This window comes from Cesiribacter sp. SM1, from assembly GCF_020178975.1.
Lineage (GTDB): Bacteria > Bacteroidota > Bacteroidia > Cytophagales > Cyclobacteriaceae > Cesiribacter.
Window position 1 is genome coordinate 69,849 of the sequence record NZ_JAHXBU010000092.1, and the last position, 15,291, is coordinate 85,139.

The 15,291-nt window shown below is 46.9% G+C and carries 16 protein-coding genes; 7 read left to right on the forward strand and 9 right to left on the reverse strand.

The features are described from left to right. Positions 1–409: 409 nt before the first annotated feature. The 4 genes from KWJ01_RS20100 to KWJ01_RS20115 form a co-directional block, all read right to left on the reverse strand. Positions 410–1,195: a glycosyltransferase gene (locus KWJ01_RS20100; protein ID WP_224998907.1), complete on the reverse strand. Its 786-nt coding sequence runs from the start codon at positions 1,193–1,195 to the stop codon at positions 410–412. A 183-nt stretch (positions 1,196–1,378) separates the two neighbouring features. Further along, positions 1,379–2,227 (reverse strand): universal stress protein, encoded by an 849-nt coding sequence (locus KWJ01_RS20105; protein WP_224998908.1) that lies wholly within the window; start codon positions 2,225–2,227, stop codon positions 1,379–1,381. 1 nt (position 2,228) lies between these two features. Then, positions 2,229–3,170 (reverse strand): glyoxylate/hydroxypyruvate reductase A, encoded by a 942-nt coding sequence (locus KWJ01_RS20110; RefSeq protein WP_224998909.1) that lies wholly within the window; start codon positions 3,168–3,170, stop codon positions 2,229–2,231. Continuing rightward, positions 3,136–3,777 (reverse strand): DNA-3-methyladenine glycosylase, encoded by a 642-nt coding sequence (locus KWJ01_RS20115; protein WP_224998910.1) that lies wholly within the window; start codon positions 3,775–3,777, stop codon positions 3,136–3,138. The genes KWJ01_RS20110 and KWJ01_RS20115 overlap by 35 nt, the downstream gene beginning before the upstream one ends. A 272-nt stretch (positions 3,778–4,049) precedes the next feature. Here KWJ01_RS20115 and KWJ01_RS20120 point away from each other — a divergent pair, with 272 nt between their 5' ends. The 3 genes from KWJ01_RS20120 to KWJ01_RS20130 all read left to right on the forward strand — a co-directional run bounded on the left by KWJ01_RS20120 (position 4,050) and on the right by KWJ01_RS20130 (position 6,020). Further along, positions 4,050–4,925 carry a DUF2911 domain-containing protein gene (locus KWJ01_RS20120; protein ID WP_224998911.1) on the forward strand — a complete coding sequence of 292 codons (876 nt, stop codon included), beginning with the start codon at positions 4,050–4,052 and terminating at the stop codon, positions 4,923–4,925. Between the two features lie 238 nt (positions 4,926–5,163). Next, positions 5,164–5,562: an antitoxin Xre-like helix-turn-helix domain-containing protein gene (locus KWJ01_RS20125; protein ID WP_224998912.1), complete on the forward strand. Its 399-nt coding sequence runs from the start codon at positions 5,164–5,166 to the stop codon at positions 5,560–5,562. Further along, positions 5,559–6,020: an RES family NAD+ phosphorylase gene (locus tag KWJ01_RS20130; RefSeq protein WP_224998913.1), complete on the forward strand. Its 462-nt coding sequence runs from the start codon at positions 5,559–5,561 to the stop codon at positions 6,018–6,020. The genes KWJ01_RS20125 and KWJ01_RS20130 overlap by 4 nt, the downstream gene beginning before the upstream one ends. Before the next feature lie 69 nt (positions 6,021–6,089). Here the strand turns inward: KWJ01_RS20130 and KWJ01_RS20135 are convergent, their stop codons facing one another. From KWJ01_RS20135 to KWJ01_RS28090, 4 genes are all read right to left on the reverse strand, one after another. Beyond that, a complete protein-coding gene (locus tag KWJ01_RS20135) occupies positions 6,090–6,527 on the reverse strand; it encodes a cupredoxin domain-containing protein (protein ID WP_224998914.1) in 438 nt (145 codons plus the stop codon). Between the two features lie 123 nt (positions 6,528–6,650). Continuing rightward, entirely contained in the window at positions 6,651–7,121 is a 471-nt protein-coding gene (locus tag KWJ01_RS20140; protein ID WP_224998915.1) for a cupredoxin domain-containing protein, read from the reverse strand. A gap of 77 nt (positions 7,122–7,198) precedes the next feature. After that, positions 7,199–8,863, reverse strand: coding sequence for a sodium:solute symporter (locus KWJ01_RS20145; protein ID WP_224998916.1), 1,665 nt, complete (start codon positions 8,861–8,863; stop codon positions 7,199–7,201). A 4-nt stretch (positions 8,864–8,867) separates the two neighbouring features. Further along, a complete protein-coding gene (locus tag KWJ01_RS28090) occupies positions 8,868–8,990 on the reverse strand; it encodes a hypothetical protein (protein WP_255651153.1) in 123 nt (40 codons plus the stop codon). A gap of 122 nt (positions 8,991–9,112) precedes the next feature. Here KWJ01_RS28090 and msrB point away from each other — a divergent pair, with 122 nt between their 5' ends. After that, on the forward strand, positions 9,113–9,619 hold the full coding sequence (gene msrB, locus KWJ01_RS20150) for a peptide-methionine (R)-S-oxide reductase MsrB (RefSeq protein WP_224998917.1): 507 nt from the start codon (positions 9,113–9,115) through the stop codon (positions 9,617–9,619). A gap of 173 nt (positions 9,620–9,792) precedes the next feature. Continuing rightward, complete coding sequence (lhgO, locus tag KWJ01_RS20155) at positions 9,793–10,992, forward strand: L-2-hydroxyglutarate oxidase (RefSeq protein WP_224998918.1); 1,200 nt, start codon at positions 9,793–9,795, stop codon at positions 10,990–10,992. Between the two features lie 159 nt (positions 10,993–11,151). On the opposite strand, the gene KWJ01_RS20160 is transcribed toward lhgO, so the two are convergent. Continuing rightward, on the reverse strand, positions 11,152–12,120 hold the full coding sequence (locus KWJ01_RS20160) for a YheT family hydrolase (RefSeq protein WP_224998919.1): 969 nt from the start codon (positions 12,118–12,120) through the stop codon (positions 11,152–11,154). Positions 12,121–12,177: 57 nt separating this feature from the next. Here KWJ01_RS20160 and KWJ01_RS20165 point away from each other — a divergent pair, with 57 nt between their 5' ends. Together KWJ01_RS20165 and pdxH are read left to right on the forward strand one after the other, a co-directional pair. Beyond that, complete coding sequence (locus tag KWJ01_RS20165) at positions 12,178–14,598, forward strand: TonB-dependent receptor domain-containing protein (protein WP_224998920.1); 2,421 nt, start codon at positions 12,178–12,180, stop codon at positions 14,596–14,598. 4 nt (positions 14,599–14,602) lie between these two features. Beyond that, positions 14,603–15,247: a pyridoxamine 5'-phosphate oxidase gene (pdxH, locus tag KWJ01_RS20170; protein ID WP_224998921.1), complete on the forward strand. Its 645-nt coding sequence runs from the start codon at positions 14,603–14,605 to the stop codon at positions 15,245–15,247. Positions 15,248–15,291 lie beyond the last annotated feature (44 nt).

Sequence of the window (15,291 nt, forward strand, 5' to 3'; positions counted from 1 at the left end):
ATACACTTAACATTTAAAGCAGTAGATATAATTGCTGGCCTTACTCCTGAAATTTAAACCACGCTACCCTTACGCTTACAAGCTATATTATGGGGCTTTTAAAACTAAAAAAAGGTGATAGCAATATATATAATTATTCCAATATCTTTTCAGGGTGCCTGATGCGTGAACCTGCTGGTTATGGCTAAGGCAACTGCTGCAAAACTTTTAGCCAGGCACAGTCAGCAAGGATATTTTTGATAATAAGCAGTGAATACGTAACAGGCGAGCTTGAGCAATCAAAAACAAGTTATCGATAGTGTAACTAGAGCTTGGGAGTCTGCGATTTGAAGTTGCCTGCATGAGTTAACGTTTCTCACAAGCTGTTGTGGGTGAGGATTAACTCCTTTGCCGCTGAATGATGAAGCGATCAGTCAGGTTGCTGACGATACTGATGATACTCAGCTGTTTCTTTCGAAGACTCTGTTTTTCTTCTGCTGATTTTGGCCGGCTTTTTCTGATTGTGCTGCCAGTATGCGCTTCCATATTTCTCCACATCATTGCCAATCAGGTCCTGCCACCAAATACGGATATCATGAAAAAATACACGCAAAATGCCACCTTCTATAAACCGCCGGCCAGAGGTACGCACAGGCGGATGGATAATGGCGAGCTTGCCATGCTCCTGCAGCTTTTTGCAAAAGTAAGCGGCTTCCATCAGCTGGCGTTCTGGCCAGCCCCCGCTAATGGTATAGGCCGTTCTGCGAACAAATATGCCCTGATCACCATAAAAGCGCCTTCTAAAGCGATAGCGAATCCTGTTAACATAGGTAACCAGGCTCAGTAAGGGAGATTTTTCAATAAAAGAAAATTCAAAAGCACCCCCCATTACCCTGTCGTTCAACAAAGCATTCGCAATGGCAATGTCATAATCCGGAGGCAGCAGTGTATCGGCATCTAAAAAAAGAAAAACATCTCCCTGTGCCAGACGGGCGCCCAGACGTAACGAAGCCCATTTTTTACCAAGCAGCATTGGGTTTGTAACAACCACAACAGATTTTTGCCTGATAATTTCAGTAGTGCCATCAGTAGATCCACAATCAATTACCAGAATTTCTATACCATGTTTTCCCGAAGCATGATTATGTGCAGCATTGAGTGTTTTCTGCAAATAGTCTTTTTCGTTACATGTAGGAATAATAATGCTGAGCTTCATGAGGGGGCATAATCCAACTCTTCTATACGACAGTTAAAACAAAGGGTTTGAAAAAATGTGTAAAAAACTACTTCAGCTACGGCAGGTCTGCATGCCAGTGAGTAATTGCTGAATATGGCTTTGTAGACTATATTTTTTTAAAAAAGGGTTATCAAAAAATAGATCTTCTGTGAGTTGCAGAGCTTAATCTTCTGCCGATGTTAAATGATCTTCTAAGAAGACCAGCAAGGGGTATTCACTGAAATAAGTAATTTGCTTGAATACACTTTTTTCGAAGAGGCGCTGTAAATAATTACGCTGATGGGTAAGCAGTACCAGCAAAGCGCCTCCTGTCTGCTGCATATATTCATCCAGTCCCTGGTATGGTTCATCATCCCAGTCGAACAGGTGAAAACGAAGCTTTTCATAACGCACATAACTGCGGATCATTTTTTCGTGCGCCAGCCACTTATCACGTGTGGTACTGGTCCCTTCTCCAACATATACAACATCTATACTGCTGTTAAAGGGGTGGAGAAGGGTAATCAGGCGCTGCAGACAATCCGGATCCTGCTGCTTCATGCGGCTGCCATACACAACTTTTGCAGGAACTTCAAAAGTAACACCTTCCGGTACGCAGAGCACAGGACAGGGCGATTGCTCAATAACCTTAACCGGATGATTACCATCCATAGCTTCTGTAATGTTATGGACACCATGTGAACCCATAACAATAAGAAAACTTTTTAAGATTGCTGCTTCTTCCAGTATAGTGCTGATGGTGCTGCCATGCCTGATCACCGCAGAGCAGCTTAGGCTTGGATCTGCCTCCCTTAATGTATCACACAAAGCACCCATTGACTGTTGCAGTGATTGCTGATAGGCATCAATTCCATCCAGATCGCCGTCGCCAAGTGCATCTTCGTACTCTTTTTTGGTAAATACATGCAAAAGCACCAGGTGTACCCTGTGAGCAGAAGCCAGTTTTGCTGCGGCTTCCAGTGCATTTAAGGTATCGGGCTTCAGATCAACAGGGCACAATATTATTTCCATATCAATATCCGGCTGTGCGATCAATTTTATTTAAAAGTGGTTTATTATGCAACATGCGCACATAGTTTTCAGCAACCTGCGGAATGGCTGCATCCGGGTTGGTTACACTAGCAATGTGTGGAGTAATGAACACCTTTGGATGATCCCAGAAGGGATGTTCTTTTGGCAATGGCTCCTGCCGGAAAACATCAAGGGTTGCGCCAGAGAGCAGGCCCTGGTCCAGTGCAGTGATCAGGTCTTCCTCTACCAGGTGGCTGCCACGGGCAACATTGATCAGGTAGGTGCCTTTCTTACACTTCCTGAAAAACTCAATATTCAGGTAGTCCCTGGTATTTTTGGTTAGCGGCAGCAGGCAAATGAGCATGTTTGTCTGCTGCAGAAATGTTTCCAGCTCATCTTCACCGGCATAGGTAGAGATCCCCATGATATCTTTTGGTGTGCGGCTATAACCCGAGACTTTAAAGCCAAGCCCTTTAAGCTTTAGTGCAATGTCTGTTCCCAGCTCTCCCAGACCCAGTATACCCGGCTGCAGTTCTACTTCCGGGGTTTCTGAATACCCCCAGCTATGTGTTTTTTGCAGTTCGTAGTAGTGGTACATCTGCTTGTGATAGTTGAGAACGGCAGCCAGGAGGTAGTTGCTCATACCACGGGTTAACTGTTCATCCACAATGCGTACGATGTGCCAGTGCAGGGGCAGGTGCTCATCTTTCAGGATGTGATCAACCCCCGCTCCCATAGAAGAAACTACTTTTAAATGCGGATAGGCATAAAGGCTCTCCTGCGGATGCTTCCAGGTTACGGCCATCAGCACCTTATCAGCGTTTTCCACCTCCGGCCATATTTCCACTTTTACATCTTCGCCCCTGGCTTTTAGTTCCTCTTCCAGTCGTTTCTGCCAGTAGGCTTTATTATTCTTGCTTGGTGCTATTATTACTAAACTCATAATTTGCTTTTGCCCTGCTTACCCAGGGATTATTTCGAATGCTAAAACGCCATGGCAATAAGGCATCTTCTTTTGCATAGGCAATTCCTACACGGGGCCCTGTTATTATATCCCGATCGGGAATGTTTAGGTTTTGATCTTCAAGCCATATTTTATTTCCCTGCAGATCCTCCCCGTAATGTTCGCGCTTAATGCCTAAGGCCTGGCACAATACGCCGGGGCCGGCAGTAAGCCTGTATTCCGGCTTATCCAGCCCTCTCCTAAGCATCATTTCTTCTATGCCCTCCGTAGGCTCTATGGCCCTTATCAATACTGCGTCTGCTTTGCCTTCTTCATTCGTTACTATGTTAAACAGATGGTGCATGCCGTATGTAAAGTAAACATAGGCCACCCCGCCCTGCCGGTACATGATCTCTGTTCGTTTTGTACGCCTGCCCAAATGGGCATGGCAGGCCCTGTCGGTACGGCCATTATAGGCTTCTGTTTCTACTATAATGCCGCCAGTGAGTATGTTATCGATCTTTGTAAACAGGTTCTTCCCCAGCAGCTCCCGGCTTATCTGTACCGGATCGGGACGTGTAAAAAAACTTTGTGGCAGTTTGCTCATGCACCCTTTCTTTTAGCAGGTATACGGCCCGTCCCCGGGCTAAGATTTTATCCTGGCCTTTGTGCTTCCCACTCATTTGTCAGCATGGCCTTTACACATATCACTAAGTAGTAAACCCGGCACCTGCTGAAATTAACCACTTTTTGCATTACATTCAGGTAGCTGGGTACATCAAACATAGTGGCAAGAAAATTGATGATAAAAGATCAAGATAACCTAAAATGAACTTAAATTGCCACTTTAAATCGTCACTTCTTTAACTTTTGTCTGATATGAAACACCCAGTTATGCGTTATGGCATGTTTATGTGCCTGATGTTCAGTGCATCTCTTGGCTTTGCACAATTAAAAATGCCACAGGCCAGCCCTGCAGAAAAAACCAGCACTACAATAGGGCTTACTGATGTTACCCTGGAATACGCCCGACCTGGTGTTAAAGGCCGTGAGCGTAACATCTTTGGTGGCCTCGTACCCTATGGTGAGGTTTGGCGTACAGGTGCCAATGCATCTACCAAAGTTACTTTTTCAGATAGTGTTAAAGTAAAAGGCCAGTGGCTGCCAGGCGGTACCTATGCCCTTTATACCATTCCCGGGCAGGATGAGTGGACGGTAATCTTTAACAAAAACCTGGGCCTCTGGGGTTCTATGGGGTATAAGCAGGAAGAAGATGCGCTAAGGGTAAAAGTTAAGCCTGTTAATATTGGTGAACCAGCCGAAACATTCACCATTAATTTCTCTGAGTTTACAAACAACACGGCCAACATGAATATTCTTTGGGATTTTACCAAAGTAAGTGTGCCGCTGGAAACTGAGGTTGACTCTAAAGTAATGGCGCAGATCAAGGAAACCATGTCGAAACCAGTAGAAAATGGTGGTACCTATTTCCAGGCAGCTAACTACTACTACCGCAATGGCAAAGACAAGCAGCAGGCCCTGCAGTGGGTAGACAAAGCCATTGAAAAAGAAGACCGCTACTACATTCACTACCTGCGTGCGCTTATTCTGGCTGACTTAAACAAAACTAAAGATGCTATTAAGGCTGCAGAACGCTCCAGAGAACTCGCCAAAAACGAAAATCCGGAGTACGTAAAGATGAATGAAGAACTGATTGCCCGTTTGGGAAAATCAGGCAGCACTAAAAAGAAATAAGGACAACTAAGTTTCAGATACAAATCCCCGACCAGCTAACTGGCCGGGGATTTATTTTTATCGACCACAAAGTTACAATAATCTACATTATGTTAATCTGAATAAACAGGCATGTTGCTTCTTATCCTGCCAGCTGCTCCTGTTGTAGAAAAGCAATGCAGTCAATGAGAAATAAACTATAGCAGCCCGAGGCTTGTTATAATGTAAATTGTCAGTATTTTTATGAAAATTGTCAGCTATGGGATTGCCTCTGTTTAAAAACCGCTCTTTAGATGAGCTAATACAGCTTAGCCGCGAAGGCCTGGATGCCCAGACCTTTGAGGAGATTGTAGAAAGGCTGCCGTTTAGCCTGCAGGAATGGGCACAATTTCTGGGCGTATCTGAACGCACCTTAATTCGGGTAAGAAAAGAAAATAAGTCATTGGGTACCTCTGCCTCTGATAAGGTAATCAGGATAACCCAGCTTTACCAGAAAGGTACCGATGTGTTCAGGGATGAGCAAAAGTTCTGCCAGTGGTTAAATGCCCGCATTATGGCTGTGGGCGGTGTAGCACCTAAAACACTGCTCGATACCAGCTTTGGTCTTGAACTCGTAAATGATACACTGGGTCAGATAGAGTTTGGTGTATTTGCATGATCCTCTACCGCTTTAGCCGCAAGGAATGGGGCGGAGATCTGTCCGGCAAAGGTGCCGAGCTCTATGGCGGCCGCTGGAACAGCAAGGGCATCCCAGCACTCTACTGCTCTGAAACCCGCGCCCTTGCCATTACCGAAATTATAGCCTATACCCCACCAGGTTTTATTCCGGAAGGTTATGTGCTGAATATTATAGAAGCTCCCAATGATGCGGCATTGCTCCATGAAATCAGTCCCGGGTTACTTCCGGATGGCTGGAACAGGTATCCGCATGGCAAAGAAACCAAAGCAGTGGGCGATGCCCTGCTAAAAGAACAAAAATACCTGATGCTAAAAGTGCCCTCTGCGCTGGTGCAGGATGAGCATAATTACCTGATAAATCCCCTGCATCAGGAATTCTCACAAATAAAGTTACTGGAGGTGCTGCCATTTAACTTTAATGAGCGCCTGTTCAAGTAAAGGGCGTTACATAAAAAAGCCCTCCTGAAAAAATATCCGGGAGGGTTATGAAAATTGCTGTTTCTTTCTCTATTCCACAATCAGCTTACCTGTCATGCCTTTCTCCTTGTGGTTATCTACAGGGCAGTAAATGGTGTAGGTACCTGGCTGATCAGGTGCTTTGAAACTTAGGCTTGCACTAGCCCCGGGCTCTACCGGGTTTTCCAGCTCCTGCTCACCATCAGGTAATTCAAATTCAATATTGTGGTTTTCATTACCCCTGTTAACAAGTGTAATTGTTAGTTGCTGGCCAGGGCTTACCCTTATCTCATTTGGCTTATACTCCATATTTTCTGCCACAACTTCAATGTTCCTGGCATTCTGGATATCGTCCTCCATATCTACTGCTTCTTCTGTCTGCACAAAGGTATCCTCATCCACATTATCCTGATTAGTTCCTGTTTCGCCGCAGGAAAAGAAGAGGCTTGCAGAGCATAGTACTGCTAAAACTGATATACTGATTTTCATAGCTGTAAATTGGTTGAATCTATAATCAATACTTCCTGTCTGGCAAATTTGTTCGATAATTGATTCGATACCTCTTAAAACAGAAAAGGAGCAAACCGACTGTTGCTCCTGCTTATTCATCAATTATTCAACCACCAGCGTACCCACCATACCACGGCCTCTGTGATTTTGCAGCGGGCTGTAAAAAGGGTATGTACCAGCTTTTTGAGGAGCCATAAATATCAGGCCTGCCCTTCTGCCCGGCGGCACTTCTGTTCTTAATTCCTGTTCACCATCGGGCAGTTCAAATTTAAGACTATAGGGTACATCTCCCCTGTTTAACAGGATAACCTGTATGCGCTCACCGGGCTTAACCTTTAGCTCACTGGGGCTAAACTGAAGGTTCTGCCCTACTATTTCGTATTTAGTAACGTCAGCTTCCTCTTCGTTGGCACCCAGGTTCTGTACCTGCTCCTGTTCCATTTCTTCCTGTACCTCCAGCTGGTCTGCAGCCGCTATTTCATTAGGAGTACGTTCAGTTGTGGAGGTGTTATCGCATGATATCAACAAAGCGCTCCATAGCATGGCGCCAGCTATATATTGAATAGTTTTCATGTTCTGATTATTGGTTACTTCTAAATATTACAAAAGGTCGTGCTGTTTTGTTTCCTGAATGGAAAAGGGCTATCTGCTTACTTTCTGCTACTAAATACTCCTGCCTGCTGGAAAATCCAGCTTAAGGCAATTACTAATATGCAGCTGAAGTTGTACCAGAGGTACTCTATGTCCCCAAAGAAATGTATAGCCAGTACCGTAGCTTCAGATATAAGCGCAGCGTAGAAAACTTTTGCACCTATGATGCGCCTGAAGAAAAAGCCCACCAGGAAAATACCCAGAATGGTGCCATAGAACAGGGAGCCTATAATATTGATAAACTCAATGAGGTTCTCGAACTGACGGGCCGTAAGTGCAAACAGCAACGCCAGTGCACCCCAGGCCAGGGTAAAACCTTTGGATGCCAGCAGATAGTGGTGATCACTCCCCTCCTGCCTGATTACCCTTTTATAAAAGTCCACCACAGAAGTAGAGGCCAGGGCATTTAATTCACCAGCCGAAGAAGACATGGCCGCTGAGAAAATCACGGCCAGTAACAAGCCAATAAGGCCATGCGGCAGGTAGTTCAATACAAAGGTTATGAATACATAATCGGCATCTTTCACATCAGTGTCGGGATTGGCGGTAGTAATCACATCCCTTACAGACTGACGAAGCGTTTTCTCCTCCTCCTGCAGTTGTTGTACCGGTTCCCAGCCCTCTTCGCCAGCGAGGGCAGCATCTATTGCCTCCCGCTTTTGCTCAAAAAGCCTGTTGAACTGCTGCTGATACTGGATCAGCTCCTGCTGTGCTTCTGCAGTCTGTACCTTCTGCAGATGGGGCTGATTATAATATACCGGTGGCTGGTAAAACTGGTAAAACACAAACACCATGGCACCAATAAAGAGGATGAGCAGCTGCATGGGTACTTTAACCAGGCCGTTCATGAGCAGGCCAAGGCGGCTCTCTGCTATCGATCGGCCGCCCAGGTAGCGCTGTACCTGGCTCTGGTCTGTACCAAAATAGCTCAGTGACAGAAAAAAGCCACCGAGCAGGCCGCTCCACAGCGTATAGCGGTTGCTGAGGTCAAAATCTGTATCGATCAGGTTAAGCTTACCCATATTTCCAGCCACAGCAACAGCATCTCTAACTCCTACGCCTTCTGGTAGCTTGGCCAGTAAAACCAGCAGTGCCACCACCATACCGCCCATCATTACGGCCATTTGCTGCTTTTGTGTCTGGCTAACTGCGCGGGTACCCCCTGATACGGTGTAGAGGATCACCAGCAACCCAATGATGAGGATGGTAAGGTTCAGGCTCCAGCCTAAAATAGTGCTTAGGATGATGGAAGGAGCATAAATGGTGATACCCGCTGCAAGCCCCCGCTGTATCAGAAACAGGAAAGCAGCCAGTAAACGGGTCTTCAGATCGAAGCGCTTTTCCAGAAACTCATAGGCAGTATACACCTTCAGGCGGTAATACAGCGGTATTACCCAGATACACAATACCACCATGGCCAGGGGCAGTCCAAAATAGAACTGTATAAAGCCCATTCCACTCTCATAGGCCTGACCAGGCGTAGACAGGAACGTAATAGCGCTGGCCTGGGTGGCCATTACGGAAAGTCCTATCGTCCACCACTTAAGGCTGTTGTCGCCCATCAGGTAAGACTCTATGTTCTGGCTTCCCCGTGTTTTATAAATACCGTAAGCAACAATGAATAGCAGCGTGCCAAGCAGCACCAACCAGTCCAGTAGGTTCATACACTTATTGCCAGTAAATCGTTAACCAATAATAGAGCACAATTTGCACCAGCAAAAAGCCCAGCACCAGCAGGTAGAGCGTACGCCATGGGTAACGATTTTTTTCAGTATCGGAAGAATCCGTCATAGCAGCTTTATTCGTAGCTTAAAGAAAGGAAAAAAGCCTGTCATGACCAATGTTTCCGGGTTAGAATAGCTGAGGAATGAACCTATCCTGCTCCTGGTTTTGTTTAAGAATAAAGAATTATCATGGCACAATCTAAACTGTTACTTCTGCTGGCAATGCTCATGATCAGCACGTTAGGCTCCTGCCAGTCGGGATCAAAAAATGAAAAACCTAAAGCCAAAGCCAGCATGACCTACAACATCAACAAATCAGAAGCAGAGTGGCGTAAAGCGTTAACGCCTGAACAATTTAAAGTTTTACGCCAAAAAGGTACGGAACGAGCCTTCTCAGGTAAGTACAATAAACACAAAGAAGAAGGTGTCTATACCTGTGCTGCCTGTGGCCAGGAGCTTTTCAGCTCTAAAACTAAATTTGACAGTGGCACCGGGTGGCCCAGCTACTTTAAGCCTATCAGCAAAGAAGCTGTAGCTGAAATAACAGATACTGAATATGGCATGGTACGTACTGAGGTGGTCTGCAGCAATTGTGGCGGACACCTGGGCCATGTGTTTAACGATGGTCCCAAGCCTACAGGCTTACGTTATTGCTTAAATTCCGTTTCCCTCGGTTTTGTTGAGAAGGAACAGTAATTACCTGCTGCCATAAGGCCAAATAAATAGTGTTAATAAGGGAGCAGCCATTTAGCTGCTCCTTTTTTGTTTGCTGAACCTACCGTAATCCGGTTACTAATCTTTTACCCATCGCTTAAAAACCTGATCCAGGTCATTCGCAGCTAATATCAAACTACTATCTTTGCCCCGATATGAAAGGGCAATTAACAATCATTGGCGGAGGTATTGTTGGCCTGGCTACAGGCCTGCAGCTGCTGCGCCGCAACCCGGGCCTGCAGCTACGGATACTGGAAAAAGAAAATATTCTTGCTGCTCACCAAACCGGGCACAACAGCGGGGTTATCCATTCGGGCATCTACTACAAACCCGGCAGCTTAAAAGCACTCAATTGCATAAGGGGCTACAATATGCTGCTGGAGTTTAGCCAGCAGGAGCAAATACCGCATGAGCTGTGCGGTAAAATTATTGTTGCAACCTCCCCCAAAGAACTGCCGCAACTTGATATGATCCTTCAGCGGGGTACTCAAAATGGGCTGCAGGGTTTAAGAAAGCTGCAAGAACAGGAGCTAAAAGAGCACGAACCCCATGTTGCAGGCATTGCCGGCATATTGGTGCCCCAGGCTGGTATTATAGACTATAAAACCGTTGCCAATAAATATGCTGAAAAGATACGTGAGGCCGGCGGTGAAATTCTGCTGAACCAGAAAGTTACCGGCATCCGGCCAAATGGTAAAAGCACCCGCATCACTACCACCACCGATGAGTTTGAAACACAGCTGCTCATCAACTGTGCTGGACTTTATTCTGATAAGGTGGCAAAAATGACAGGCCAAAAGGTAGATCTTCAGATTGTACCCTTCCGTGGCGAATACTACGAGGTAAAACCGGAAAAGCAGTACCTGGTGAAGAATCTAATCTATCCGGTGCCGGACCCTAACTTTCCCTTCCTGGGTGTACATTTTACCCGTATGATAGGCGGTGGTATAGAAGCTGGTCCTAATGCGGTGCTGGCTTTCCGCAGGGAAGGCTACAAAAAATCACATTTTCATCCGGGAGAGCTTTTCGAAACCTTATCCTGGCCGGGCTTTCGGAAAGTGGCAGGTAAATACTGGCGTACCGGTCTTGGAGAATACTACCGTTCCTTCTCCAAGGCAGCTTTCACCAAAGCCCTTCAGAAATTAATGCCTGAGATCCGGGAGCAGGACCTGATGCCGGGTGGTGCAGGCGTACGGGCACAGGCCTGTGACCGCAATGGTGGCCTTATCGACGATTTCCTGATCCTGGAAAGCAAAGGGGTGGTAAACGTATGCAATGCCCCCTCGCCCGCTGCCACCTCATCACTCTCTATAGGCTTAACCGTAGCAGAACTGGCGGAGAAACAGCTGGATTAATGGGCTATTGCTAATACAGTAATGTGCTGTCTATTCTGCTGCAGATGATCGTACTCTTTAGTTGTGCTTTTGATGTAAAAAGTAATACTAAAGCATCTGATATCTACAGATAACGATTAGCATATTGATTGCAGCGGGAAACCATCTGCACTCAGCACATTAAATCCTCTCCTCCATCCAGGCCACTGCCCTTTCTTCGGCCCAGGTAGGTTTATCCTTACCTTGCCAGAAGCCCACGTGGCCTCCGCGTTCGGGCATCTCCAGGTATACATAGGGATGACTGCTGGCAACTTCTACCGGAAAGCAGCTAAGGGGCAGCATAGGATCGTTAAGTGCATTTACCAGCAGTGTGGGTACTTTTATTCCAGGAATATACTGACCGGCACTAGCCTGTGCATAAAAATCGTCTGAATCTTTAAAGCCATGCAGCGGTGCTGTGTAGCAGGTGTCAAATTCAGCGAAGTCTTTTATTTCTTTGAAGCGGGTAAGATCAATGGGAAGGTCGGGCTGCTGCTCGAGCTTGGCCTGTAGCTTTTTGTACAGCTTGTCCATAAAGCGCCTGCGATATATGGTGTTATCCCAGCTGGACAATGCCCTGGAACTGCTGCCAAGATCACAGGGCACAGAAAACACTGCTGCACGGTAAATTTCTTCTGGTAAATCACGGCCGCCTTCACCCAGGTATTTTAAGGTTAAGCTCCCCCCCATGCTAAAGCCTACCATAGCAATGCGCTTATAGGCATATTTTGCCAGCACATGATTTACAACAGCCTCCACATCATCGGTAGCTCCATGGTGGTACATGCGGCGGGCAAGGTTCATTTCTCCGCTACAGCTGCGGCAGTTCCAGGCCAGCACATCCCAACCCTTCGCCAGAAAAGCCTTTGCCATTCCTTTGATATAAGGTCTGTCGGAACTGCCCTCCAGGCCATGCGAAAGAATAACCACATCCTTAGCACCATTCCTGATCCAGTCAAGGTCTAAAAAATCAGCATCAGGCGTCGGCAGTCGCTCCCGCTGGTATGGGGGCAGCGTTACTTTGCGCAATGTGCTGGGTATTATGGTCTCCAGGTGACGATTAAAAAGGTAGTATGGTGCTTTATAGGTAGAGGTTTCTAGTAATGGCATAATATGAATTTACACAAATGGTATGAGCTTAACAGTTAGGAAGCTTATTTTTGTTCAATGAGAATGATTATTCAGCTACTGCTTCTCTTATTGCTTCCGCAGCTCTTAAGCTTTTCCGCAGCTGCACAACAAGTACAGGTAATCGATAAAAACAGCCGTGCCTCTATCCCTGGTGTAACCATTTTAAATGAAAGCAAGAGCAGGGGTATACTTACCGATTCTGCAGGCATGGCAGACATCAGCCAGTTCTCTGGCGGAGCATCACTTATTTTTCGCCATTCTTCCTACCTGGAAAAAAGACTAAGCAGGAAAGAGATAGAGGCAATGAATGGCCTTGTTGAGTTGGTAGAAAATGTAGTTCAGATACAGGAGGTGGTGGTATCTGCCAACCGTTGGGAACAGCAGGAGGAGGAAGTCCCCAATGATATCATGTCCATCAGCGCCAGGGACATTGCTTTGCAAAACCCACAGACTACGGCAGATATGCTGCACCAGAGCGGTGAGGTGTTTGTGCAAAAAAGCCAGCAGGGCGGCGGCAGCCCTATGCTCAGGGGCTTTGCTGCCAACTCTGTGCTGCTGGTGGTAGATGGCGTGCGCATGAACAATGCCATTTACAGGAGCGGAAACCTGCAGAATATTATTACACTGGATGCCAACGTACTTGAGGGTGCCGAGGTAATCTTTGGGCCCGGCAGTGTTATGTACGGCAGCGATGCCCTGGGCGGGGTAATTGATTTTCATACCAAAAGTCCGCTGCTGAATACCGGCAGGGGTTTAAGGACAGAGGGCAGTGCCATGGCCCGCTATGCTACGGCTAACCAGGAAAAAACAGCGCATGCAGATGTATCGCTGGGCTTCAATAAAATTGCTGCCATTAGCAGTATCACGCTAAGTGACTTTGGTGATTTGCGTGCAGGTAAAAGGGGTATCGAGAATTTTCCAGCCTATTTTCTGCGCACTGAGTATGTTGAAAGGATCAGCGGTGAAGATGTGGTGTTACCAAATGCAGCACCTGAATTACAAATCGGCAGTGGCTATGAGCAGCTTAACCTTTTGCAAAAGATCCGCTATGCGCCAACAGAAAATGTAGACCTGCTCTATAGCTTTCATTACAGTACCTCCTCCAACATACCTCGTTACGACCGCCTAACGCAGCGAAGTGATGATGATGGCCGTAGCGGAGCCTTACGTTTTGCAGAATGGTATTATGGCCCACAGAAATGGATGATGCACAGCCTGCAATCTTCCTTCTATAAAGATCGGAAACTGTTTGAGCAGCTACGGCTAACTGCTGCCTACCAGCAGTACCAGGAGAGCCGGCACAGCCGCAGGGTGGGCCAGCACTGGCGGGAAAGTCAGCTGGAAGAAGTAGATGTGTTTACCCTTAATGCAGATTTTGATAAGCCCCTGCCGGGGAACTCAAGGCTTTTTTACGGAGCCGAGGCTGCCCTTAATTTTGTTAGCTCTACAGCCAGTGAACATCATATCCTTACCGGAGCACAAAACCCTATAGCACCCCGCTATGGGGATGGTGATAATGAAACACAATCTTTATCGGCCTATGGCAGTATTCAGCATTCCTTAAATGAGTACCTGATGCTCAATGCTGGTGCCCGTTATACCCATTTCCAGCTCCTGAGCAGCTTTAGTAACACATACTATAATTTTCCCTTTAAGGAAATCACCATCAATACCGGCGCCCTCAATGGAAACCTGGGGATTGCCTATGGAAAAGGAGCGCTTCGTTATGATTTTCTGATATCTACAGGCTTCAGAGCACCTAACATCGATGATGTTTCTAAAATATTTGATCCGGCACCAAATACCGTAACCGTACCTAACCCCTATCTGCGGCCCGAGTACAGCTACAATGCAGAAAGCACCATTGGCTGGGAAGGCCGCAGGTCCAGGTTTAGCCTTACTGCTTATGCCAGCCTGCTTAAAGATGCTATTGTACGCAGGCCCTTTCTCTTTAATGGAAGGGACTCGATCATGTACCAGGGGCAACAAAATGCAGTGGAGGCACTGGTAAATACAGGCAGGGGTACAGTTGCAGGGGCCAGCTTCAACATCAGGCATAAGCTTACCGATAAGCTGCTGCTAAGCTCTGTACTCACTTATACCTGGGGAGAAGACAGGGAGAGCGGCGAACGCCTGCGCCACATACCGCCCCTGTTCGGACAAAGCAGCCTTACCTATCAGCGCAAAACCTGGTCGGCTATTTTACAGTTGCGGTACAATGGAAGTATAAGCTGGCAGGATTTGCCCATGGAAGAGCAGAGCAAAGGAAATTTATATGCCCCGGAGGGTGCCAAAGCATGGATTGTTGCCGATATTAGGGCTAACTGGAAGCCTGTTCGCTTTCTGGAGCTAAGCAGCGGTCTTGAAAACATCCTGGATACTCATTACCGCACATACTCCAGTGGCATTAGTGCCGCAGGCCGCAATTTATACGTAAGCCTTAGAACCTACTTTTAATGCTATGAGTACTAACTACGCCGATTTACGCAAAGATTACACCCAGGCATCACTGGATGTTTCCGATACCCTGCCCAACCCTGTTGAGCAGTTTCAGAAGTGGTTTAAGGAGGCACAGGACGCCCAGGTGCTTGAGCCAAATGCCATGACCCTCAGTACTGTATCGGCAGAGGGGCGGCCTGTTGCCCGTATTGTGCTGGTAAAAGATGTTGATGAGCAGGGATTTACTTTTTTCACAAACTACGAAAGCCGTAAAGGCAAAGACCTGGAAAAGCACCCCTATGCTGCCCTAACCTTTTACTGGCCCGAGCTGGAAAGACAGGTGCGCATAGAGGGAGCAGTGGAAAAGGTAGATAAGGCTGTCAGTGAACAATATTTCAGCAGCCGCCCCAGGGGTAGCCAGATTGGCGCCTGGGCCTCACCACAGAGCCAGGAGATTCCAAACCGTGGCATACTGGAAACCCGCCAGCGCGATTTTGTAGAACGTTTTGATGGAGGCGATGTGCCCCTTCCCGGACATTGGGGTGGTTATGCCGTAAAGCCAGACCACATAGAATTCTGGCAGGGACGGGCAAGCCGCCTGCATGATCGTATTGTTTATCAGAAACAGGCCTCCGGAAGCTGGGAGCGTAAACGTCTGGCACCCTAAGTATCTAAAACACCCTAAAGAGAAAAGCCACTGCTAAGTAGCAG